Below are 23,986 nucleotides of genomic sequence, written 5' to 3' on the forward strand. Positions count from 1 at the left end.
TAATTAGTTTCTACTAGTTCAATTTTGCTAAATCATAGAAATAAAATGTTCCATCATCATTCATCGCAACAAAAAGACCATTTTTAAAGGTTGAGTTTAAAGGTTGAGTAACCACATCACAACCGTCTGTCTCTGTTGTAGTAAGATTTAAGGCTTTTATGAAGGCATTTGTCTTGCGGTCGTAAATATTGAACTGTCCACGTTGTTGATCAGAAACAATAATTATCCCTGAACCATCTTCATACGCGGCAATTGCAATACCCTCAATGTCATCTTGAAAATCTTCAAGTCCAAAAGAACCCAATTGATCGTTTCCTTTTTGAGGTTCGGCAAAGTATTTTTTTACACCATCTCCCTCATCAGAATAATATATAAATCCTAAAGCATCATCAACTGCGATCGCTTCGATTTCTTTCTTACCACTAAACTGACCAAACTTCCGTACCAATTCAAATTCAACCAAATCTAAAGACTTAGGCTTAATTTTATATTGATATAGGTACTTGTCTGCAGGACCAGCTTTACGACCCACAATTGCGTAAAGCGAACTATCTACAGCAGATTTGTAAAGACTAACACCCATAGGACTCTGAAAATTCTCATTAGTCTCATCTTCAAATACAGGAAATCCGCCACCATCTAAAGGTTGCATCGCCGGCACCGAATAAATACGTAACATTTTTCGTTCTCGTTCAGTAAAAGCAATAATATCTGTGGTTACAGAATCATTCAATTTAAAACCATATCGAAGATCTACATTATTAGGGCGTTCAATTCCTCTTATTGTCTTTGCCTCCATAATTTTACCATTCAGATCAAATGCATAGATAGCACCATCACTTTCTTTATCTGTACCAAAAACTATACTTTGTGAAGGATCTTGAGGATTAACCCAAATTGCCGGATCATCTGTATCGTATTTTACATGTTCAGTAATAATATCCGGCTTTATTTCCGGTAATTGAGATTTACTACTTCCGCAGGCTACTAAAAGTGAAAAACCACCTAAAGCAAGTATATATTTAAATGCTATCATCTTAAAATAAGTCATATTTTACTCCAAATGTTAAACGGGTGCTGTAATATTCCATTTGCATCGTACGATCTTTGTCCCCTTGATAATAACGCAATGGCTGATTTGTAATATTATTTAAATTAGCATATACCTGTAGATTTTTTGACAGAAACACCGTAGCGTTAAAGTCTAAGAAAAACTGCTCATCATAAAAACGATCTTCAAATGCATCGCCGCCCAGCTCATCTATATACGCATCTGCATAATTACTAGAAAGGCGGGCATTAAACCACTTATCACCGTATGATAAGGAAGCATTAAACATATTAGGCGAAGAACCCGGTAAATCAAGATCACCTCTCATATCTCCATCTGCATTTGCAATTCCTTTAGCTTCAGAATTTAGATACGTATAGTTTGCATAAATCCCGAAATTTTTCAAGAATCCCGGAAGGAAGTCAAGTTGTCTTTGAAATGCAACTTCTGCCCCAAAGATTGTTGCTTTATCTCCATTTAAAGGCTGATACAACTCAATGCCATCCTCTTGATCTGTTTTCTGTGTGTAAATAAAATCGTTTAAATTTTTATAAAACACACCTCCGGAAAGAATACCTACAGATTCAAAATATCGCTCTGCCATAAAATCAAAATTCATTGATGTTGTAGGATTCAACTGCGGATTACCTATAGATATCTCATCATCTTCGCGCTGTCTGTAGGGCACAAGGTCTATATAGTTAGGTCTTGCAATAGTATTTGTCCACGCAAAACGTAATACAGTGGTTTCTGAAGCATTGTATTTAAAATGTACCCCAGGTAGTATATTAGTATAGGAGCTTTCATCATTAACCTGTGTTACATCTTCTGGCTCATCTACATTAAAACTGTTTCCAGTACTCTCAATACGTGTATTCTCTACTCTAAGCCCTACAAGTACATCAAGTTTATCGGTTATCTTTTGATTGGTCATCACATAACCTGCAAAAACATTCTCGGTAACATCAAAGTTATCTCCCAGATATTCATCAGGAACAGCTTCTCCTTCAAAATCTGCCGTATTATTAAGATCTAAGTTTCCTAAAAATGTAGCTGAAGCAAATACTCCTGGAGAATATTGAGAGCCTGCAAGAAAATCTGAACCTGTATATACACGCTGATTTACTAGTGACAGATTATCCAGATTGCCAGTAAGAGGGGAATATTCAAAGAAATTATTTTCTCTGTTTTTATTCTTAAAACGACCACGCACACCAAATTTGAGTGTTCCGTTCTCCGTATTAAAAAAGTTCGCAGGAAGTTCAAAATTGGCAAAGAAATTTACATCTTTCTCTTCGGTAAACTGATATTCCTCTGTAAGTTCGTCAAGTTCAAAATCTGTAAAATCCTCAGCAGTTACAGAAGTATGCAGTGGTTTTCTGTTATTTGTTACTGTGTTATTTACTGCATATTCAGATGCATAAACCAGATAACGTTCGTTAGGTCGTTCTTCAGAAGCTTTAGCGAAAGAACCCATCCAAGTAAATTTTAAATTACCAAAAATATGGTTTCCTCCTAAGCTGTAATTTTGCATTCGCTGATCTTCTAAACGTCTGTTTTGTGTACGTCCTCCGGGAATACCTCCTTTAGTTTCTCTCTTAGCCTCAACCGGAAATTGAGATGGAGTATTATTTGTAAGTTCGAAGTCTCCTACCCCAATATCTTCAGCATCCAAAATTTCAGAAGAATAGGCAAAGCGATTCTCGCGATCATCTCTCCAGTTATACATGGTCTTTAGATAAATCTCATTATTCTCGTCAAAATTGTAATCCATATTTGCAGAAAAACTACGTCGTACCCGCTGTACAAGATATTTACGCGTTTCAAAAACCGATGTGTATGGATTAACATCTAACTCTGTCTCCTCACCTGCCGCATCGTTATAGGCAAATGTATTAGACCATTCTGCCTCGACATTATCACTCCCAAAATCATTATCATTAATTGATGCTGATACTAACCAGCCAAACTTTTTATCTTTTGAGCGATCTCCAATTAAAAAAGATCCACTTAAAATACGTTTGTCATTAATAAAATTTACTCCACTACCTCCCGTAGCAGAAAGTCGGAAACTTTGAGGCGTAGAGCGTGTTACTAGATTAACAGAACCGCCTAGTGCATCTGCATCCATATCTGGAGTCACAGCTTTATTAACCTCGATAGTCTGAATCATATCTGACGGAATCAAATCCATCTGTACATTTCTGTTGTCTCCCTCTGCCGAAGGAATACGGCTTCCATTCAAGGTAACTGAGTTAAGCTGAGGAGCGAGACCTCTTACGATAATGTTTCGTGCTTCACCTTGATCCATTTGCATCGTAATACCCGGGATACGTTTTGTAGCATCCCCGATATTAGCATCGGGAAATTTACCGATCTGATCTGTAGAGACAACATTTGTTATATTGAGATTATTCTTCTGTGTATTGAGTGCCCGTGCCTGTCCACCGCCGCTAAAGCCAGTAATTTGCACATCATCAAGACGTGTTTCTTCAGAAGTTAATAGTATAGACACAGCAAGGGTCTCTCCTGCAGTAACGTCTATAGGTGTATATGTATCTTTGAAGCCTAGGTATTTTACTACGATTTGATGACTTCCTTGAGGTACATTTAAGAATGTAAATTTTCCATCTTGATTAGAAACAACTCCTTTATTAAGTGATTCAATCATCACGGCTGCGCCGGGAATATTAATGCCGTAATCATCTACAATTACTCCCTGAACAATGCTATTTTGAGCGTACAAATCAGCAAAACCCGAAGCAAAAAACAGCGTTACAACAAGCAACTTTAAGCTGGTAAAAATTCTCATATTTTTTGATGTTTAGTATTTCTCAAATTTACCTGAGCCCTTTAAACACCTGCTAAACTTAACGGCAACAAATTGTAAAGAATAGCTTTTTTAGAAGCTACATCAAGGCAACATTCACCTAAAGTTTACACGCACCTAACAATTAGGGAAAATTTAAACCCGCCTTATAACTTTAGCATAAAATTGACCAATTCTTCCTGCGTTTCTATAGGTAATTTCTTCCGCAGTCTGTATCGAGCAACACGAACGCTATCTGGAGTAATACGCAAAACCGAACTTATTTCTTTTGATGACAAATCAAGACGCAATAATAAACATAAACGTAGCTCCGTAGCTGTAAGTTTTTGCAAGGCAATGTCACTTAATTTTTTAGAAAAATAGGGATGAATGTCTTCAAACAGATCCATAAACTGCTCCCACTCATTATCCTGCTCTAAATGTTGATTTAATTGCAGTGCTAATTCATGTATTTTTGTGGGTAAATCCATTCGTTTGCGCGTGCTCATTTTTTGCAAGCTTCCAGACACCTCTTCAATAAGTTTATTTTTCTGAGAAATACTAAGACTATATTTTGATAACGTAGCTGTTTTAAGCTGAATTTCGTTCTTAAGATTTTGCTCTTTAACAGCTTTATTTTCTAGTTCGGCTTCCAGAACACGTTGCTTATAAGCTTGTAGTTTATTTATAATTTGACGTTTACGCTTTAAATAGATAAAAGAGACTAAGCCTGCACCCAATACGGTTATTGCTAAAATAATAATAGCCATTAATCTGGCTCTACTTGCCTTATTTTGCTGTTCTAATAAATCGATTTGTGATTGTTTCTCTCGCGTATCGAATATGGTTTGTAATGCATTAAGCTGATTAAAATTTTGAGAGTAAAACTGCTTTTCAACAAGGTTTTGATATTTTAATAAATAAGTATGAGCTTTCTCAAAGTCACTCTTTAAAGCATATGCCTTTGACAAATCTTTATAAGCGCTCTCTATCTGATGGGCATTGTTATACTTCAATGCAAGGTCTAATACTTTTAGTGTAGTTGCTATAGATGCATCATATCTCTTTGTCTTTCGGGAGATATCTGCCAGATTATTCAAAGCATTTATTTGAGCTTCATTATTCGAACTTTTAAAATACTGATATGCTTTTTCAAAATGGAAATACGCCTTATCATACAATTCAAGATCTTCATAAATACTACCTATATTCTCATTTACTATCGCTTGACCTAATAAATCATTTTGCTTGTCATAAATCGCAAAACTCTGTTGCTGAAAATTAAGAGCATCATTAAGGTTTCCCATTTTTTCTTTACAAGAACCTATTAAACGCAAGCTTTTAGCTTTCTCATATAGTAACTTCTCACGGGTAGAAATATGTAGCGCAGTAGATAAGTATTCTAAGGCTTTTGCATAATTACCTAACTCAATATAAACCTCTCCCAGACTATTTTTAATTTGTACTAAAACAACATTATTTTCATTGTTGTTTTGCTTTAATGCCTGAGTGAAGTTAGCAACAGCTTCGGTATAAATTTGAGACTTTTTATAAAAGGACGCCAGGTTTACATAGGCCTCAACAATGAGTTGCCGATCATTGGATTTTAATGAACTGTCTAATTCTGTTTTATACTGGTAGAATAGTGAATCTGAAAATTTCTGATAGCTGTCTCGAGCGGCTTCATTTTGCGAATACACAGATAACGCACAACTAATTAGAATAATAACAAGGAAGTGATTTCTCAAAAGTTAAGTTATAACTGCCTAAAGTAGCGTTACCATGTTAAACTGACATTAGCTTAACTTTAAATTTTGAGCAAAAAAAAAGTCTCTATCAAATGATAGAGACTTTTTTAAAAAATATAAACTTTTACTTATGCTTCTGCAGATGGAACTATAGAAACGTAAGATTTATTGTCTTTCTTTTTAGTAAACTTAACAACACCGTCTACTCTAGCGTGAAGTGTATGGTCTTTACCACCGTATACATTTTCACCTGGATGGTGCGTGTTACCACGTTGTCTAACGATAATGTTACCAGCTATAGCAGCCTGACCACCAAAAATCTTAACACCTAAACGTTTTGATTCTGATTCTCTACCGTTTTTCGAACTACCTACCCCTTTTTTGTGAGCCATCTTATTTTAAGTTTTAGTAGATTAATATTTATTTACTTAAAGCTTCAATTAATTCAGCCTTCTTCATTGAAGAATATCCCTCAAGTCCTTGTTCTTTGGCCATCTCTCTTAATTCAGCAACAGTATTGTTACTTAAATCATCAGAAGATTCTTGTTTAGCCTCAGCTTTAGGAGCTGCTTTTTTTCCTCCTTTTAATGAAATATCACCAATTAAGATTTCAGTTAAAGATTGACGGTGACCGTTTTTCTTTCTGTAACCTTTACGTCTTTTCTTTTTGAAAACGATTACTTTGTCTCCTTTTAAGTGACGTGTGATTGTTGCTCCTACTAGAGCACCTTCTATAGCCGGGGCGCCTAAAGTAATGTTGTCACCATCTCCTGTCATAAGAACTTTATCGAAAGAAACATCGTCTCCTTCTTCTCCTGACAAACGGTTCACAAATACCTTTTGGTCTTTTGCAACTTTAAATTGCTGCCCTGCTATCTCTACAATTGCGTACATAGCGTAATGATTAAATAGTTTTTAAAATCTTAAACCTTTAGATTTAAGAGGGCGCAAATATACAGCTATTTACTTACAATACAAACCGATGAGTAAAATTTAAAAATAAGATTATTCAGCTTTCTTTTTAGTATTCCAGCTTTGTTTAAATAATTGCATAAAAGACAATGTAAGAACCACACTTGTAGCAAACCCCATTAATGCAACAACAATTACAACACTACCTAGACTTGTATCATAGGTTGTTTCCCATCTATCTAATAATGTTTCTAGATAATCGGGATTTAAATTACCCGCGTACAATGCAAAAAATGCTGTGAATAAGATAGTCGAAACAAACCCTGTAACTACACCTACAGAAAATCCGTCGCTGTATTCAAAGTCTTTGCCTTTACTCAGTTTATAATATTTAATAGCTTCATAAATCCCAAAACCGGTTATAATACCATTGAATAAACTAAAAATAGGATTCGTATGAATTTTAAATAATGCCAATACAAGAAAGTAGGCAATTAAACCCCCGGTGATCGCAACACCAAAACGTATAGGAAGAGCAACTTTAAGCATAATTGAACTTTTGATTTTTATAAAGGTCTTACTTTTTAAATTTAATGTCATTAACACCATGTTAAAAATTAAGGATCATAAGCTCAAAACTTCTTTTTAGTGATAAATTACAGCCACTATACACACATCTATTAAATTTTATGCAGAATATGTAACGTTTATCTAATTAGACCTACAAATCTGCATAACTAAATTCAAAAAAATTAAGCATGAAAAAGACTCTTTTTTCAATGGCTTCAATTCTTCTTTTGAGCATTACTAGCAATGCGCAAGAGGTAGAATTTGAAGAGTATGACTTAGACAATGGTCTACACGTAATTTTACATCAGGACAATAATGCTCCTGTAGTTACTACTGCAGTTATGTATCACGTAGGAGGAAAAGATCGTGAGGATGGTCAAACCGGCTTCGCACACTTCTTTGAGCACCTACTTTTTGAAGGTACAGAAAACATCGAAAACGGAAAATGGTTTGAAATGGTAAGCTCTAACGGGGGCACAAATAACGCAAACACTTCTCAGGATCGCACCTATTATTACGAAGTTTTCCCATCAAACAACCTTGAATTAGGTTTATGGATGGAGTCTGAGCGTATGCTGCACCCTATTATTAAGCAAGGTGGTGTAGACACTCAAAACGAAGTAGTGAAAGAAGAGCGTCGTTTGCGATATGACAACTCCCCTTATGGTCAGTTTTTATTTGCAATTAGTGAACAATTGTTTCAGAACCACCCTTATAAAGATCCTAACGTAGGCTACATGGAAGATCTTGACGCTGCCTCACTTGAAGATTTTAAAGCCTATTTTGACAAATATTATAAGCCAAGTAATGCCGCATTAGTAGTTGCAGGAGATATAGATATTGCTGAAACTAAAAAAATGATTGAAGACTATTTTGGCCCCATCCCAAGCGGACCAAAATTAGAGCGCACCTATCCTACCGAAGCTCCTATTACTGAAGCAAAAAGAACACAATTCTACGATTCAAATATTCAGGTTCCTGCAATTCTTACCGCATACCGCACGCCCGGTTATGGAGATCGAGATACGTATGTTTTAAATATGATCTCTTCGTATTTAAGTGACGGTAAAAGCTCTAAGCTTTATAAAAAAATGGTAGATGAGCAGAAACAAGCACTACAAATAGGCGCTATAAATCTTGAGCAAGAAGACTACGGAATGTATATTATATATGGCTTACCGTTAGGCGAAAATACACTTGAAGGATTATTAGAAGGGATGGAAACAGAAATAGCTGCTTTACGAGATAACTTAATTTCAGAAAGTGATTTTCAAAAACTTCAAAACAAAGCTGAAAGCAATTTTGTTAATTCAAACGCAAGCGTTGAAGGTATTGCTAGCACGTTAGCCACAAATTATATGCTCTACGATGATACAAATCTTATAAATACAGAAATCGATATCTATCGTTCTATTACACGTGAAGAAATTAAAGAAGTAGCGAATAAGTATTTAAAACCTAATCAACGTGTTGAAGTAGAATACTTACCTAAAAAAGAGGATAAATAAACTGTGTTATTACACTTTATACAGTAACATCAAACAAAATTAAATTCTGATGAAAAAAATTATATTTAGTTTACTTGTAATAGCCGGTAGCTTTGCTGCAAACGCACAAGTAGACAGAAGCAAAATGCCAAAGGCAGGACCTGCTCCAGAAATTAACCTCAGCAAGCCACAAAGTTTTGAATTAAAAAACGGACTTCAGGTTATTGTTGTAGAAAACCACAAATTACCAAGAGTTGCTTACACACTTACGTTAGATAATCCTCCTATTCAGGAAGGAGAAAAGACAGGAGCAGCAGCTTTATCTGGTGCTTTATTAGGAAAAGGTTCTAAATCTATTTCTAAAGATGCCTATAATGAGGAAGTTGATTTTATGGGGGCTCGTATTAATTTTGGCTCACAATACGCTTCAGCAAGTGGTCTTACTCAATATTCAGATCGTATTTTAGAACTACTTGCAGATGCAGCAATCAATCCTAATTTTACCGAAGAAGAATTCAGTAAAGAGAAAGCGCTTCTTATAGATAATTTAAAAACTAATGAAAAGAGCGTTTCTGCTGCTGCAAATACAGCAAGTCGCGCCCTTCTTTATGGTAAGAATCACCCTAAAGGTGAATTTGAGACACCTGCAGGTCTAGAGAATATTACGCTTGCTGATGCTAAAGCATTTTACACTAAAGCTTTTATTCCTAATAATGCCTACCTGGTAGTTGTAGGTGATGTAGATTTTAAAAACATCAAAAAATTAGTAACTAAGCATTTTAGTGGGTGGAAAAAAGGCACAGCTCTTCCTTCAACTTTTAAATCTCCAGAAAATGTTGCTGCTACAGAAATCGACTTTATAGATATGCCAAATGCGGTTCAGTCTGAAGTGATTGTTGAAAATTTGGTTTCCTTAAAAATGAGCGATCCAGATTATTTTCCTGTACTAATGGCTAATCAAATTTTAGGAGGTGGCGGTGAAGGCCGTTTATTTTTAAATCTTCGTGAAGATAAAGGCTATACTTATGGCGCATACTCAAGCATAGGGAACGACAAATACGGAATGACTTCTTTTAACGCTTCAGCGAGCGTAAGAAATATGGTTACAGATAGCTCGGTAGTTGCATTTTTAGAAGAAATCGATAAAATACGTGAGACTCCAGTTTCTGAAAAAGATCTTAAAAATGCTAAAGCAAAATACGTAGGAAGTTTTGTTAGATCTCTAGAACAACCTGCTACAGTAGCTCGTTTTGCTCTTAATATTGAGACAGAAAATCTTCCTGAAGATTTTTACCAGAATTACCTAAGTAAGATCAATGCTGTTACCATTGCCGATGTACAGCGGGTAGCAAAAAAATACTTTCTAACCGATAATACGCGTATTGTAATTGCAGGAAAGGGTAGCGAAGTACTCGAGAATCTGGAAAAAGTAAACTTTAAAGGAAAAATGATTCCTGTTAAATTTTATGATAAAGAAGGAAACAGTGTTGAAAAGCCTACATACGAAGTTGCTTTACCAGAAGGAGTAACTACTGAAACAGTTTTAAACAGTTATCTACAAGCTATAGGCGGTAAAGACAAAGTGGAAGCTCTTCAATCATTAATTATGATGGGTGAAGGTAGCGTTCAAGGCACACCTCTTAAATTGACAATTAAGAAGACTAGTAATGGTCAATTTTTACAAGAAATATCTGTGATGGGTAATGTTATGTCAAAGCAAGTTTTAAATGGCGAAACAGCTACAATTACTGCACAAGGACAAACCATTACTCCTAATGCAGAACAAGTTGAAGCTTTAAAAGCAGAATCTGCGATCGTTCCCGAATTAGATATGCTTGCTAATGAAACAATTTCTTTAAAAGGTATAGAGAAAGTAGATGGTAAGAATGCTTACGTAATTGCTATAAGCGATAAGAAAAATGCATTTTTTGATACAGAAAGCGGACTAAAATTAAAAGAAGAGACCACACAAGAAATGCAAGGTCAAAGCTTTGTACAAGCAGTGATGTTTAGTGACTATAAAGAAGTAAATGGCGTTAAGTTTCCATTTATGATGTCTCAGTCAATGGGTCCTCAAAATATTGAATTCACTTTTACTGAAGTTAAGGTGAATGAAGGTGTTACTGATGCAGATTTTAAATAACCGTATTTTTTAATTCAGTATTAAAACCTTACTTAAAAAGACCGACTTAAACGTCGGTTTTTTTTTGTTTACGGTTAACAAGATAAACCCCAAGAAGTATAATCATAGCTCCCATAAAATGAATGTAGGTAAATAATTCTCCATCAAGCAAACCCCAAAATATCCCTACAACGGGAATTAAGTACGTCACCGAAGTAGAAAATACTGGAGTAGAGATTTGAACAAGTTTATTGAATAAAATTTTTGCGATACCCGTACCTACTACTGCTAATACACCTATATAAATAAGCGACTCTACAACAACTGTATCTGTATAATCTAATTCTCCAACACCTGAATATAAGAGCACAAATAATGCTGGGATTATCATTATACTAAAATTACCTACTGCAATAGCCTTTGACGACACTTCTTGCAATTTTGACTTTATAATGTTTGCATTTCCCGCATAGCAAAAGGCAGCAACAACTACAAAACCCGCAAATAAATAATTTTGAGTAGGATTAACCGCTGCGCCTTTGAGAATTAAAATCGCTCCCCCGGCAAGACCAAGTAAAACTCCCAGTACTTGATTTCCTGTAAACGGTATTTTAAAGATCACATACCCTAGAAACATAGTGAACAAAGGAACTAGTGAGTTTAAAATAGAAGCTATACTGCTATCAATCTCTGTCTCTGCGTATGCAAATAGAAATACAGGTAAAAAAGTACCCAATAGTGCACTAAGAGCAATCCACGGCCACTGTGCTTTTGTGATTGTAAACAAAGATTTAAATCCTATAATAAACAGAAAAATAGTAGAGAAAGTAATGCGCAGCGCTCCTAACTGAAGCGGTGTAAGACCTAATAATCCTTTTTTAATAAGTATATAAGAACTGCCCCAGACCAGTGAAAGTATTAAAAGGTAGATCCACTTTTTCTTATCATTTTCCATAATGTAGCTTCTGGCCGCAAAAATGGAATTAATAATTTTAAATCTTCAAACTTGACTAATTATTTCTTCCAGCGCAGGCTCTCCATCAAATGTTTAATATCATCCTTCATATATGCTGCAGCGGGCAAAATACTATCGTAGTTAGGCTTAACATTAAAATAAATAGAGCCAGTTATAAAATGTGAAATACTATCTGTAACGTAAAATTGAGATTGTGAAGCCGCATTACCGGCAACGTCATAAAACATACCATACACCTTATGCTCGTCATTTAAATACTTCTCTTCAGAAATATTATCGGCTTTTATAACGTGCTCATAGGTGAGTTTTTGAGCATCGGTAAGCAATTGTTTAATATTATTATTTACAGGCCTATAGGTAAGATATAAAGCTGCATCAAGGGCAGGGTACTCCAAAACTGCAGAGCAATCACTTTTGTACCTCACTACTGCGTTAGCATTTTTCATAAATACATACGCACATGAGTCTGAACTATAAGGCTGGTATTCGGGATGCTCGTAGGTAAGTGCCAAAAAAGCATTTGGCTTTGGCAAAACATCTTCTTTGCAGGATAAAAGAAGAGTACATACAATAAAAAAAGATAGCGCTTTAAAATTCAAAAAAGATAATTATTAGCTTATAAACTTACTCAGTATCTCTAATGGTAAGTTTTATTTGTTTGATTCGCTTTTGATCTATGACTTCAATAGTAAACGCATAATGTTCAAAATTTAGTATTTCATTTTTCCGCGGAAAGCCTTTAGAAATTTCAAGAAGGAAACCGGCTAATGTTTCAGCTTCTCCTTTATTTTCTTCAAATGACGAAGGGTCGTCCATTCTCAAAACTTTATAAAAATCTTTGAGCGATGTTTTACCTTCAAAAATATAATTGTTATCGTCTAACTTAGAAAAAATGATGTCTTCATCATCAAATTCGTCACTAATGTCACCTACAATCTCTTCAATAATATCTTCTAAAGATATCAAGCCACTGGTACCTCCATATTCATCTACAACAATAGCTAAGTGAATTCGTTTTTCTTTGAATTCATTTAAAAGATCATCCAGCTTTTTATTTTCAGGGACAAAATAAGGGTCTCTCAAGAGTGTTTTCCAATCAAAGTCCTCCTTATCAATATGCGGCAGGAGGTCCTTTACATAGAGAATCCCAGATATATTATCTACATTATCAGCATAAACAGGAATACGTGAATACCCATTCTCAATTATTAACGGAATGATTGTCGCATAAGACAACTCTTCATTTAATGCAAACACATCCATTCTGGGTTTCATAACCTGCTTTGTGTCTGTATTTCCAAAACTCACAATACCCTTAAGTATCTTTTGCTCTTCTAGTGAAGTATCTTCCTCACTGGTAAGCTCTAAAGCCTGCCCTAGTTGGTCAATGCTTATATTGGCTTTTTGTTTCCCTAAACGATCTTGCAACAATAAGGTTATTGATCGCATAGGTGTACTTAGTGGCGAGATGATAAAATCTAAAACCATCATAGGATACGCCATCTGGTTAGAAAATTTAACCTTATTGCGGCTGGCATAAACTTTAGGCAATATCTCTCCAAACATTAATATTAGAAATGTAATCCCTAAAACCTCAACGAGAAACCTCAAGTCAAGTACCCATACTTTTATACCCGATAGTCCAGAGAATAGCGTCTCTCCAAGTCCCGTGAAAATTAGTACAATCGCAATATTTATAAAATTGTTTGCAACCAGAATGGTGGCAAGAAGCTTTTTTGGCTTCTCCAGGAGTCTAATTACAAGACTTTGCTTTCTGGATTGTTTATCTGGATCTAACTCAAGATCTGCCGGAGTAAGAGAAAAAAATGCTACTTCGGTTCCGCTAATCAATGCAGAACAAATAAGCAAAATGAGCACTGCTACAATTTCAATAACTGTAGTTAAAGAAAAGTTTTGTTGTATAAACAGCAAGCTTGGGGGGTCGGGATCCAATTAAATTATGGTATTTAGTTTTTTAATACTTAAAAAGGAAGGTCATCTTCTTCCTCATCTATAGACGGTGTTACCGGAGAAGGAGCTGCCTTAGAATTTGTTGTAGCTGCAGGTCTGTTTTGCGCAGGTTGTGAAGTTGCTGCATCCATCCCACCGCTATCTTTAGGAGTAAGAAAAGTAAAGTCTGTACATTGTATTTCTGTACTGTACCGTTCTGTACCAGCTTCATCAGTCCATTTGCGGGTTTTAATGCGCCCTTCGATGTAAACCTTGTCTCCTTTCTTAAGGTACTTCTCACAAATCTCTGCTCCTTTATTACGCACCACGATATTATGCCACTCGGTAGAACTTACTCGTTCTCCCGAAGTTTTATTAGTATACGTTTCATTTGTCGCAAGCGGAAATCGACCTATACTACCACCACCTTCAAAATAGTGCATCTTCACATCATCACCTGTGTGACCTATTAACATTACTTTATTGAGTGTGCCTGACATAATCTTTATTTTTAAAGCTCAAAAGTAATTAAAATTAAGTAGTTGCTCAACTAAAAAGGCGTTAAGGCTTTGCCATAAATAGATAGTAAAAAATAGATATTTGCAATTAATAGTTCTCAAAATCAAAACTTTCCATAAAGCGATCAATTACTCGTGGTACGGCATACTTCTTAAAATCTGCTATGGGTATTGTTTGAAGCTCACTCGTATCTGCGATTCGCACCACCCAAAACTTTACATTTAATTTCTGGTGCGATAATTTGTGAATTATAGGCTCATTAGATTCCAGAACAATAGATTTTATTTTCAAACTTTTAAAAGCTACAGAACCGGAGACACCTTTTAAAGAAAAATGATCTAATTGCGCGATTAGTTCAGTCTTTTCTAAATCTACATCAGACTCTAGTAACGGAAAATCATACAAACCTTGCCATATCCCTTTTTCTTCTCGTTTTTGCAAAATCGTATGTCCACTTGGGGTTTTTAAGATTAGGTAATTAAAAAATCGATCACGTACTTTTGTTTTCCCTGCTTTATAAGGAAGGCTTTCTATTTTTCCTTGCTGAAAAGCAATGCAATCTGTATTAAAAGGACAATGTAAACAGTATGGATTTTTGGGTTTGCATTGCGTAGCACCAAACTCCATTATAGCCTGGTTAAAAGTCGCCGGATCCCGAACATCTATTAATTTTTGAGCAAGTGCCTTAAATTCTTTTTTACCCTGTGTTGAATCTATAGGCGTATCTATACCAAATATTCTTGACAGCACGCGATAAACATTCCCATCAACAACTGCGGCAGGCTCGTCAAAACATATTGAGGCAATCGCACTAGCTGTATAATCACCTACACCTTTAAGTTTTACAATCTCCTTATAAGTATCAGGAAAAACGCTATCATACTCATATGCTATTTTTTTAGCAGTGCTGTGAAGATTGCGGGCTCTGGAATAGTAACCCAGACCTTGCCACAATTTTAGTACCGTATCCTCATCTGCATCTGCGAGGGCTTTAATAGTAGGAAATGTACTTGTAAATCTAAAATAGTAGGGAGTTCCTTGCTCTACGCGCGTCTGTTGCAGTATGATTTCTGACAACCAAATGTAATATGGGTCGCGAGTTGCCCTCCACGGAAGCGCTCTCTTATTTTGTAAGTACCAGTCAATTAGTTTTTTAGAGAAATTTAACACAAAAAATACCTTTTGTTCAATTTAGCCGTTTATGTAGTTATATTTTAATCTTTTACGCTTGAAATATTGATTTATTAATGTGTATATTTGCACCCTTGAAAATTTTTAACCCCCTAAAACAATAAATAATGACAAAAGCAGATATTGTTGCTAAGATTTCCGAGAAATTAGGAATTGAGAAAAATGATGTTCAGGCAACTGTTGAAACATTTATGACCGAAGTGAAGAATTCTCTGGAAAGTGGAGACAATGTTTACTTGAGAGGTTTTGGAAGTTTTATTATCAAAACACGTGCTGAGAAAACCGGCCGTAACATTTCTAAGAATACTACTATTAAGATACCAGCACATAACATCCCGGCATTTAAACCTGCTAAGGTTTTTGTAGAAGGAGTTAAGTCAAATGTATCAGTAGACGAAAACTAAACTATTAATTATTAAACCGAGCTCTTATGCCAAGTGGTAAAAAAAGAAAAAGACACAAGGTAGCAACACACAAACGTAAAAAACGTCGTCGCGCTAACCGTCACAAAAAGAAAAAGTAGTCTAGTACTACTTTTTCTGTTATTATAGCATTTGTTATAATAACCCAAGTTCATTGACATCTGAAGCAAATACATCTAAATATGCATTGCTTCAACCGATTACAAAATCCTGTGAAAATTAATGTTTAATCTTTTGCAGCAGAAAAACTGCTCGTCAGTAATATGCTGTGGATATAATTTAATGAAGCGTGAATAATGAATTAATCATTAGATCCAGTTCCACTTCAGTTGATTTTGCCCTTTTAAAAGATGGTAAACTAATAGAATTACATAAGGATGAGGAAGATAACCAGTTTGCAGTAGGAGATATTTTTATTTCTAAAATACGCAAAACGGTTTCTGGTCTTAACGCCGCATTTGTCAATGTTGGCTACGAGAAAGATGCATTTTTGCACTATCACGATTTAGGACCACAGCTTCCCACTCTTTTGAAATTTGTAAAACGTGTAAGCACAGGTAAACTCAAGGATTACTCCTTAAAAAACTTTCCTACAGAAAAAGACATTGATAAAAATGGTAAAATAGCAGATGCTATAAAATCAAATCAATCAATTTTAGTACAAGTAGTTAAAGAACCTATATCAACTAAAGGGCCCAGAATTAGCAGTGAGCTTTCAATAGCCGGAAGATATGTGGTATTAGTCCCTTTTTCCGACCGTATTTCTATTTCACAAAAAATAGAATCTAAAGAAGAAAAGGCACGTCTTAAACGCCTTATGCAAAGCATACGCCCAAAAGGATTTGGTGTGATTGTGCGTACTGTCGCTGAAGGAAAAATGGTTGCAGAGTTAGATAAAGATCTACAAAACTTGGTAGACCGTTGGACTGCCATGTCTAAAAAATTACACAATGCTCATTTACCCAGTAAAGTATTAGGTGAGATGAATAGAGCCTCTTCTATGTTAAGAGATCTGTTTAATGACACCTTTACTGCAATTTGCGTAGATGATGAGACATTGTATTATCAAATTAAAGAATATCTGCAAGAGATTGCGCCTAATAAAGAAAATATCGTAAAACTACACCAGAGTAATGTACCTGTTTTTGAAAAACATGGCATTGAACGACAAATAAAAACTTCCTTTGGGAAGACGGTATCTATGAGTCGTGGGGCTTATTTAGTTATCGAGCATACCGAAGCTTTACATGTTATTGATGTAAATAGTGGTAACCGTTCTAATAAAGCTAAAAGCCAAGAAGAAACAGCTCTGGAAGTTAATATGATCGCTGCTACAGAAGTAGCTCGCCAATTACGCCTTCGTGATATGGGCGGTATCATTGTTGTAGATTTTATAGATATGGGTAAAGCCGAAAATCGTAAAACCCTTTTTAATCATTTACGTGATGAAATGAGCGATGACCGTGCAAAGCATAAAATTTTACCTCCTAGTAAATTTGGACTCATACAGATCACACGTCAACGCGTACGACCTGAAATGAACATAAAAACCCGGGAAAAAGATCCTAACGGTGATGGTGAAATCGAAGCACCTATTAGTGTTGTAAGTCGCATACAAGCAGACTTAATAAAATTATTCAAAAAAGACTATAAAAAGATTACGTTACATACGCATCCTTTTATAGAGGCCTTCTTGACAAAAGGCTTCCCATCAGTACGTTCTAAATGGTTTATAGAACATAAAAAATGGGTAAAAATAATGCCAAGAGATGCTTACACGTATCTTGAGTACCGTTTTACAGATAAAGACGGGAAAGAAATTAGATAACTGAAATAACCCTCATCGTGCAAACGGTGGGGGTTTTTTGTTTTATATCTTTGACTTATTTTAATATTAAATGCAGCAACCTGTAAAAACATACACTGTACAGCAAGCCAAGCGAAAGCTCGAAGCCTATTGTGCCTACCAAGACCGTTGCCACAAAGAAGTGCGTGAGAAACTGCATCAAATGCGAATGATTCCTGACGCAATAGATGCAATTATTTATCATCTTTTACAGCACAAATTCTTAGATGAAGAACGCTTTGCTCGCAGTTTTGCCCGCGGAAAATTTCGTCATAAGCAATGGGGTAAAAACCGCATTAAACAAGAATTAAAACAGCGTGATATTGGAGATTACCTCATCAAAAAAGCCTTTGCCGAAATCCCAGAAAGTGAATACAGAAACACCTTTGACGAACTCGCTCAAAAACGATTTGACCAACTCACCTCCGAAAAAGACAAATACAAAAAGCGTAAAAAACTAGCCGATTACTTATTCTACCGCGGCTGGCCGGGAGACTGGATTTACGAGAAGTCAAAAGAGTTGATCCCTTAGCAAGTTTACAAACGTTAAGTATAAGTTAAATCCCTAAGATTTTATCTCTCTCTCTTCATTTTAATAAGTTTAGATAATATTAATGTTAAAATCATAATATATTATGAAAAAATTATTTTCATTAATTATGCTAAGCATTTTTGCCATAGGTCTTAATGCTAATGTCAAAACAATTTCAAATGATGATTCTAGCTCGGAAGAAGATACAGTATTCAACAATTGTACAGTAAGGTACGATTGTGATGGAGATGGTGAAGCTGATTACGAACAAGACGTCGATTGTGATTATGCAGAAGAACTTGAAGAACAATATGCAGATTCTTGCGGCTAGAATTTGCATTATCAACGAATACTACAAAGCCTGAACTTTTCAGGCTTTTCTTAATTTCATTATTATGAAGCATTTATTTAGTTTAATAATTTTATTATTATTTAAAAATTTATCCGCACAAACGGGAGTTGTAAATTATGGCGAAATCCAAAGTATGGGTATGGGCGCACCTACAGGACAAGATTATAATGCTATACTTGTTTTTGATAAAAATAATTCACTATACATCACCAGAAAAGATTCTTTAGAAGGTGGGCATCTTAGGGAACAAAAAAGATTTCAAAAAGCAGAAGGTGGAACTAGCAGTATAACTGTAGTAACAAATCCCGAAGGTTTTCTATACTATAAGGATCTTAAATCGCAAACACTCTATTCAAGAGATTTGGGTTTTGATTATGTTAAAGACAGTACTATGACCATACAATGGCAGCTGACCAATGAAAGTAAAAAAATAGGAACTTATACGGTTCAAAAGGCTACTGCCCCTTTTAGGGGAAGAAACTATACTGCATGGTTTACCACTCAAATCCCTCTTCCCTTTGGCCCTTGGAAACTTTCAGGATTGCCCGGTCTTATTTTAGAAGCTTACGATACCCATAAAGAAATTTACTGGTATTTTAAAAATATAGAATACCCCACGGATAAAGAATATTTACTAAAAGCAATTGAAGCTCCCAACAATAAGTGGATGAGTTTTGCAGAATATAAAAAAGCAAGAATAGAAGGTTATCTGAATGCTCAAATGGGTGGCAGAATGGTCGCCGAAAGTGCAGGTTTTTCAAATACTGAAAATAACCAATACGACATGAGTCGTAGTTATATTGAGGCTTTTGAAATTGAGCAATAAGCTATCACTGCTCATACTAGTTATCCTTTGGCAATTACCGCTTCAAGGTCAAATCACCCTATCGGGAAAAATTACTGAAACACCATCACAAAACCCTGTTAGTGCAGCAAGTATTTTGATCAAACAAGATGCTAAAATTCTTGCCTATGCTTATTCTTCAGATACCGGGAGCTATCAACTAGAAATCAATTCTGCAAAACCTGAAGATTCGCTAATTATCGAAGTAAATAGCCTGGGATATCAGGATCTGTCTCAGGCTTTTCAAGTTCCTGACGCCGGTTCTATTTCTCTCGATTTTGAACTTTCTCCTCAGGTTGAAGAACTCAATACCGTTGTTTTAAGATCAGATGAAAAAATCAAGATCAACACAGACACGATTTCGTATAAAGTTTCGGCATTTACTAACGAAACCGAGCAAACCGTAGAGGATGTTCTCAAGAACATACCGGGTATTGAGATTGATGATGATGGCAATATTAAAGCGCAGGGAAAAAACATTCAAAAAATACTGATAGAGGGCGATGACTTGGCAGACCGCAATTACAAAGTCATCTCCAAAAATCTGGATGCTCAAGTGCTCGATCGCGTGGAAGTGATTAGCAACTATGATGAGAACCCTGTTCTAAAGCAGTTTTTAAACAGTGAAGCTGTGGTACTTAATCTCAAACTAAAAGAAAAAGCTAAATCCATCTGGTTTGGGAATTTTAAGGGAGGCGCAGGTAATGACAAGCGTTATTTAGCAGACCTCAATCTAGGTCTCATAAGACCTGAAATTAAACTTCTAGAACTTGCCAATACCAATACCACGGGCAAACCGGCAAAAGACCAACGCTCAAATTACGTATATGGTCAACAGGGTTTTAATGACTTTGATGAAGATTATGAAACTGATTTCCCGGCAATTCTTAGTCTTTCCGGTAATTCAATACTTATTGATGAGCCTTTTTATACGGAGAACAACAGCATTAGCTCTAACCTCTTAGGCAATAAGACCATTTGGAAAAATACAAAATTGAGAAATTCGCTATTTGCTTCTCAAGATCGTTTAGATAAAAGTTATGAGCAAAAAACGCTATATTTCTTATCAGACGAAACCATTAATTTTTCAGAACGTAATCAATTTGATTATAGAAATACAAACCTCAGCGAAGACCTAGAAATTCGTCACCCCATTGATGAAAATAATTATTTAACGCTTCAAACCACATTTTCAATTTCAAGCGATGCTACAGCAAATCGATTGATCTTCAACAATCAAGATCTCATTCTTCAAGACTTGGTAACACGCCAGAATTCGGGCGTGATTCACTTGCGTTATACTAAAAAAATAAAAAATGGCGCTCTTGCGCTTTATGCTTTCAGCGGTCATGAGAACAGGAAACAGAATTTCAATATTACCCCCAATACGCTAGATACCGTTCAAAGTAAAAATCTACTTACCAAAACCAATAACCTAAATAATTATTGGAGTTTTGAAAGTAACGCGATTTTTAAGATCAATAAATTCTCTTATAGTCTGGGAGGAGGTATAATCAACTCAGCTCAAGATCTTGATTACAATTCGCGAGTTGCTCAAAGCCCCGTAATCGATTCTTGGTCGGGCGAGACTACACTCAAAAGCACAGAAGCTTTTGCAAGAATTAAGGGTCAATATGCCTTGATTGCAGAAACGCTGTTCCTCTCTACAAAGCTAGAATTAAAAAACATCAACTTTAAAAACCAACTTACGGGGAGTAATTATCTTTTTTTCAATCCGCAAGTGCGTTTACGCCTTTCCAACAATCCTTTTGGCAGTTTCTCACTTTCCTATAACAGGAATACAGACCTCCCTGAACTCAATGATCTAACGCCAACGGCCTTAGTGTATAATTACCGAAGTCTAAAAAAAGGGCTTGAGATTATTGAACCCTTACCTCGTAATCAATATGCTTTTTCCTACATCTTAAGCAAAAAGAAAAAACGAATTCTTGTTGAAGCCGGCTTGGCTTATTCTGAATTTGAGCGAAATTTGAGTTCCATAACTTCGCTAAGTGAAAACCTCAATAGTTCTCAATTAATTTACGCTCCCGGAAGTAGTCTCTTTACGGCACGCGCAGGTTTTACTACCTATATGGCTCCTCTTAATATGTCATTCAAAATAGGTGTCAATCAATCTACCCTTAAGAATCCATTAGTTTTAAACTGCTCCTTTTTTAATGTAGAAAACACTAGCGAAAACTATTACTTCAGAGGAACAACGTATTGGCCTGGAGCCTTTAATTTTAAATTTACAGGAGGTCTCAATAAAAGCCGAAGTAATCTAGGCATGGCATCTAATTCTAATACCATCTATAATGCTGAAATCGAAACCATCATAAAACTCTACGACCGCATTTTTGGAAATATCAAACTGGAAGGTTTTGTAGTAAATGATCAATTTTATGAAACAAGCAGCCTTAATCTAGAATACCGCCCAAAGCAAAAAGACTATTTATTTGGCATTCAAGCTCAAAATTTATGGGATACAGATACCTATACGTTTAGCTCTGTTTCAGACTATCAGCGCAATGATTTGGTTTACACTGCGATACCTAGATACGTTATGCTGTATTTCAAATTGCGTTTTTAAACCGCCAACCCGTGTGCCTTATGGGTTTCTGCTATCGCACGTTCATTTTTTTCGTCTATCCACGCTTGTCCTTTTCTACGACGCATTAAACCATCAAAATGACGCATTATAAAAACGTTATAAATGGCTTTTAAAAGGTGTTTAGGCTTTCTAGGTAGCGAACGCAAACTCATACTAAAACCAGGTGTTACATACTTCATATAATGCCAGTATCCTTCGGGCATATATAAAGTTTCTCCGTGGTTAAGTTCGCAGATAAAGCCTTCTGCTTTTTTTAAAACCGGAAATTTATCATAATCCGGATTATCAAAATCAATATCTTCTCTGGTTATCAACGAGTGCGGAACTTTATATAAATTTTCGGTTTGATCTGGAGGGAATAAAACCACTTGCTTTTTTCCGTGAAAATGGAAATGCAAAATGTTTGCCCAGTCAATATCATAATGCATGAACACACGTGAATTTTCACCTCCAAAAAACACCATAGGAATCTGCTTAATTAAACGCAGGCCTATTTTAGGAAATTTGAAGTCCTTTTTTAACAAAGGAACGTCTTTCATTATATTATATAAGAAAATACGATATGTGGTAGGCTCTTTCTTAAGCAGATCTATATAATCTGCCATTTTCATTTTTGCATGAGCTTGATTAAATCCATCTTCGTGAGTAACAGGACGGTCATCGTACAATGGTACAGTACGATCTCCTGCCACCTCTTTAATGTAGTCAAGATGCCATTTTGTATAAGCAGGCCAGTCTTCAATTAAATTCTCAATAACCACTGGTTTTTGAGGCTTTATGTAGTCTTTTATAAAATCTGCTCTGGTAATCGTTTTTACCCTATGTATTTTGGTAAGCTTCAAGTATATAACAAGTTAAAATTAAGCTTTGGCTTTTGCCTTAGCTTCTTCATTTCTGGGTATTGTATGACCCGGTCTAGACCATTTAGGCTTTTCGCCCATAGGAATATGTTTAGAATCTTGCGCCTCAACTGTTTCTGGCTTTGCCTTTTTAACAAATGGTGCCTGCGGATTTAAACCTAGTAATTCAAACATCTTCATATCCTCATTTACATCAGGATTAGGCGTAGTCAATAATTTATCTCCTGCAAAAATAGAATTTGCTCCTGCAAAGAAACACATTGCCTGCCCTTCTCTACTCATCTGAGTACGCCCGGCACTTAGTCGTACTTGCGTTTGTGGCATTACAATGCGGGTGGTTGCTACCATACGCACCATTTCCCAAATAGATATTGGCTCTATATCTTCCATAGGCGTACCCTCTACTGCAACTAAAGCATTAATAGGCACACTTTCTGGCTGTGGATCTAAAGTCGCAAGAGCAACGAGCATACCAGCTCTGTCTTCAACTTTTTCTCCCATCCCAATAATACCACCGCTACAAACAGTAACATTAGTCTTACGTACATTTCCTATAGTGTCTAATCGATCTTGAAAAGCACGCGTCGAGATTACATCTTTATAATAATCTTCAGAAGTATCTAAGTTATGATTATAAGCATATAAACCAGCTTCTGCCAGACGCTGTGCTTGGTTTTCGGTAATCATACCTAGCGTACAACATACTTCCATATCAAGCTTATTAATAGTACGCACCATTTCTAAAACTTGATCAAACTCTTCCCCATCCTTAACATTACGCCAAGCTGCACCCATACACACTCGTGAACTTCCTGCTGCTTTCGCGCGTAACGCTTGTGCTTTTACCTGCTGAACACCCATTAAATCATTCCCCTTGATATCTGTATGATATCTTGCGGCCTGAGGACAATAGCCACAGTCTTCTGGACAACCCCCAGTTTTTATTGATAATAATGTTGAAACCTGCACAGTATTAGGATCATGATGCAAGCGGTGTGTTGTCGCTGCTTCATAAAGTAATTCCATTAAAGGTTTGTTATAGATATCGAGAATTTCCTCGCGAGTCCAGTTATGTTTCATCTGTTTTATTTTAAGTCTTTAGTATAAAAAGTAGTTTCTTTTTTACTAAAGTCATTTTATAGCACTTGGAGATGTGTCAAAAATACTAAATCTGTTGTTTATAA

The 23,986-nt window shown here is 35.8% G+C and carries 21 protein-coding genes; 8 read left to right on the forward strand and 13 right to left on the reverse strand.

Going from position 1 to position 23,986, the window contains the following annotated elements; genetic code table 11:
- Positions 1–13 precede the first annotated feature (13 nt).
- From ABVM53_RS05920 to ABVM53_RS05945, 6 genes are all read right to left on the reverse strand, one after another.
- On the reverse strand, positions 14–1,051 hold the full coding sequence (locus ABVM53_RS05920) for a phytase (protein ID WP_405330430.1): 1,038 nt from the start codon (positions 1,049–1,051) through the stop codon (positions 14–16).
- The gene (locus ABVM53_RS05925) at positions 1,038–3,863 is read right to left on the reverse strand and encodes a TonB-dependent receptor (RefSeq protein WP_405330432.1); all 2,826 of its coding nucleotides are present in this window, start codon (positions 3,861–3,863) and stop codon (positions 1,038–1,040) included. The genes ABVM53_RS05920 and ABVM53_RS05925 overlap by 14 nt, the downstream gene beginning before the upstream one ends.
- A 164-nt stretch (positions 3,864–4,027) precedes the next feature.
- Entirely contained in the window at positions 4,028–5,608 is a 1,581-nt protein-coding gene (locus tag ABVM53_RS05930; protein WP_405330434.1) for a tetratricopeptide repeat protein, read from the reverse strand.
- Positions 5,609–5,736: 128 nt separating this feature from the next.
- Complete coding sequence (rpmA, locus tag ABVM53_RS05935) at positions 5,737–6,000, reverse strand: 50S ribosomal protein L27 (protein ID WP_371455674.1); 264 nt, start codon at positions 5,998–6,000, stop codon at positions 5,737–5,739.
- 28 nt (positions 6,001–6,028) lie between these two features.
- Positions 6,029–6,502 carry a 50S ribosomal protein L21 gene (gene rplU / locus ABVM53_RS05940; protein WP_128757974.1) on the reverse strand — a complete coding sequence of 158 codons (474 nt, stop codon included), beginning with the start codon at positions 6,500–6,502 and terminating at the stop codon, positions 6,029–6,031.
- Between the two features lie 111 nt (positions 6,503–6,613).
- Complete coding sequence (locus tag ABVM53_RS05945) at positions 6,614–7,069, reverse strand: DUF4199 domain-containing protein (RefSeq protein ID WP_128758094.1); 456 nt, start codon at positions 7,067–7,069, stop codon at positions 6,614–6,616.
- Between the two features lie 209 nt (positions 7,070–7,278).
- Between ABVM53_RS05945 and ABVM53_RS05950 the strand changes: the two genes are divergently transcribed.
- Both ABVM53_RS05950 and ABVM53_RS05955 read left to right on the forward strand, forming a co-directional pair.
- The gene (locus ABVM53_RS05950; protein ID WP_128757975.1) at positions 7,279–8,598 is read left to right on the forward strand and encodes a pitrilysin family protein; all 1,320 of its coding nucleotides are present in this window, start codon (positions 7,279–7,281) and stop codon (positions 8,596–8,598) included.
- Positions 8,599–8,647: 49 nt separating this feature from the next.
- A complete protein-coding gene (locus tag ABVM53_RS05955) occupies positions 8,648–10,720 on the forward strand; it encodes a M16 family metallopeptidase (protein WP_405330437.1) in 2,073 nt (690 codons plus the stop codon).
- A 46-nt stretch (positions 10,721–10,766) separates the two neighbouring features.
- Here the strand turns inward: ABVM53_RS05955 and ABVM53_RS05960 are convergent, their stop codons facing one another.
- The 5 genes from ABVM53_RS05960 to mutY all read right to left on the reverse strand — a co-directional run bounded on the left by ABVM53_RS05960 (position 10,767) and on the right by mutY (position 15,314).
- Complete coding sequence (locus ABVM53_RS05960) at positions 10,767–11,654, reverse strand: DMT family transporter (RefSeq protein ID WP_405330438.1); 888 nt, start codon at positions 11,652–11,654, stop codon at positions 10,767–10,769.
- A 59-nt stretch (positions 11,655–11,713) separates the two neighbouring features.
- Positions 11,714–12,247, reverse strand: coding sequence for a gliding motility lipoprotein GldD (gldD, locus tag ABVM53_RS05965; protein ID WP_405330852.1), 534 nt, complete (start codon positions 12,245–12,247; stop codon positions 11,714–11,716).
- Positions 12,248–12,299: 52 nt separating this feature from the next.
- Positions 12,300–13,628 (reverse strand): gliding motility-associated protein GldE, encoded by a 1,329-nt coding sequence (locus ABVM53_RS05970; RefSeq protein ID WP_405330440.1) that lies wholly within the window; start codon positions 13,626–13,628, stop codon positions 12,300–12,302.
- 29 nt (positions 13,629–13,657) lie between these two features.
- Complete coding sequence (locus ABVM53_RS05975) at positions 13,658–14,125, reverse strand: single-stranded DNA-binding protein (RefSeq protein WP_405330441.1); 468 nt, start codon at positions 14,123–14,125, stop codon at positions 13,658–13,660.
- 106 nt (positions 14,126–14,231) lie between these two features.
- Positions 14,232–15,314, reverse strand: a complete 1,083-nt coding sequence (gene mutY / locus ABVM53_RS05980; protein WP_405330443.1) for an A/G-specific adenine glycosylase — start codon at positions 15,312–15,314, stop codon at positions 14,232–14,234.
- Positions 15,315–15,442: 128 nt separating this feature from the next.
- On the opposite strand from mutY, the gene ABVM53_RS05985 reads away from it, so the two are divergent.
- The 6 genes from ABVM53_RS05985 (at position 15,443) to ABVM53_RS06010 (ending at position 21,921) form a co-directional block, all read left to right on the forward strand.
- A complete protein-coding gene (locus ABVM53_RS05985) occupies positions 15,443–15,739 on the forward strand; it encodes an HU family DNA-binding protein (protein WP_028376886.1) in 297 nt (98 codons plus the stop codon).
- A 307-nt stretch (positions 15,740–16,046) separates the two neighbouring features.
- Complete coding sequence (locus ABVM53_RS05990; RefSeq protein ID WP_128757982.1) at positions 16,047–17,585, forward strand: ribonuclease E/G; 1,539 nt, start codon at positions 16,047–16,049, stop codon at positions 17,583–17,585.
- 70 nt (positions 17,586–17,655) lie between these two features.
- Entirely contained in the window at positions 17,656–18,135 is a 480-nt protein-coding gene (locus ABVM53_RS05995; RefSeq protein WP_405330445.1) for a regulatory protein RecX, read from the forward strand.
- A gap of 127 nt (positions 18,136–18,262) precedes the next feature.
- Positions 18,263–18,466, forward strand: coding sequence for a hypothetical protein (locus ABVM53_RS06000; protein WP_405330447.1), 204 nt, complete (start codon positions 18,263–18,265; stop codon positions 18,464–18,466).
- A 64-nt stretch (positions 18,467–18,530) separates the two neighbouring features.
- The gene (locus ABVM53_RS06005; RefSeq protein ID WP_405330449.1) at positions 18,531–19,313 is read left to right on the forward strand and encodes a GLPGLI family protein; all 783 of its coding nucleotides are present in this window, start codon (positions 18,531–18,533) and stop codon (positions 19,311–19,313) included.
- Complete coding sequence (locus ABVM53_RS06010) at positions 19,303–21,921, forward strand: carboxypeptidase-like regulatory domain-containing protein (protein ID WP_405330451.1); 2,619 nt, start codon at positions 19,303–19,305, stop codon at positions 21,919–21,921. Before ABVM53_RS06005 ends, ABVM53_RS06010 begins: the two co-directional genes overlap by 11 nt.
- Here ABVM53_RS06010 and ABVM53_RS06015 read toward each other — a convergent pair.
- Positions 21,918–22,784 (reverse strand): cupin-like domain-containing protein, encoded by an 867-nt coding sequence (locus ABVM53_RS06015; protein ID WP_405330453.1) that lies wholly within the window; start codon positions 22,782–22,784, stop codon positions 21,918–21,920. The genes ABVM53_RS06010 and ABVM53_RS06015 overlap by 4 nt on opposite strands.
- A gap of 18 nt (positions 22,785–22,802) precedes the next feature.
- A complete protein-coding gene (gene bioB, locus ABVM53_RS06020) occupies positions 22,803–23,882 on the reverse strand; it encodes a biotin synthase BioB (RefSeq protein ID WP_394365800.1) in 1,080 nt (359 codons plus the stop codon).
- Positions 23,883–23,986 lie beyond the last annotated feature (104 nt).

The sequence above is a fragment of the Leeuwenhoekiella sp. LLG6367-2.1 genome, assembly GCF_045055775.1.
Lineage (GTDB): Bacteria > Bacteroidota > Bacteroidia > Flavobacteriales > Flavobacteriaceae > Leeuwenhoekiella > Leeuwenhoekiella aequorea.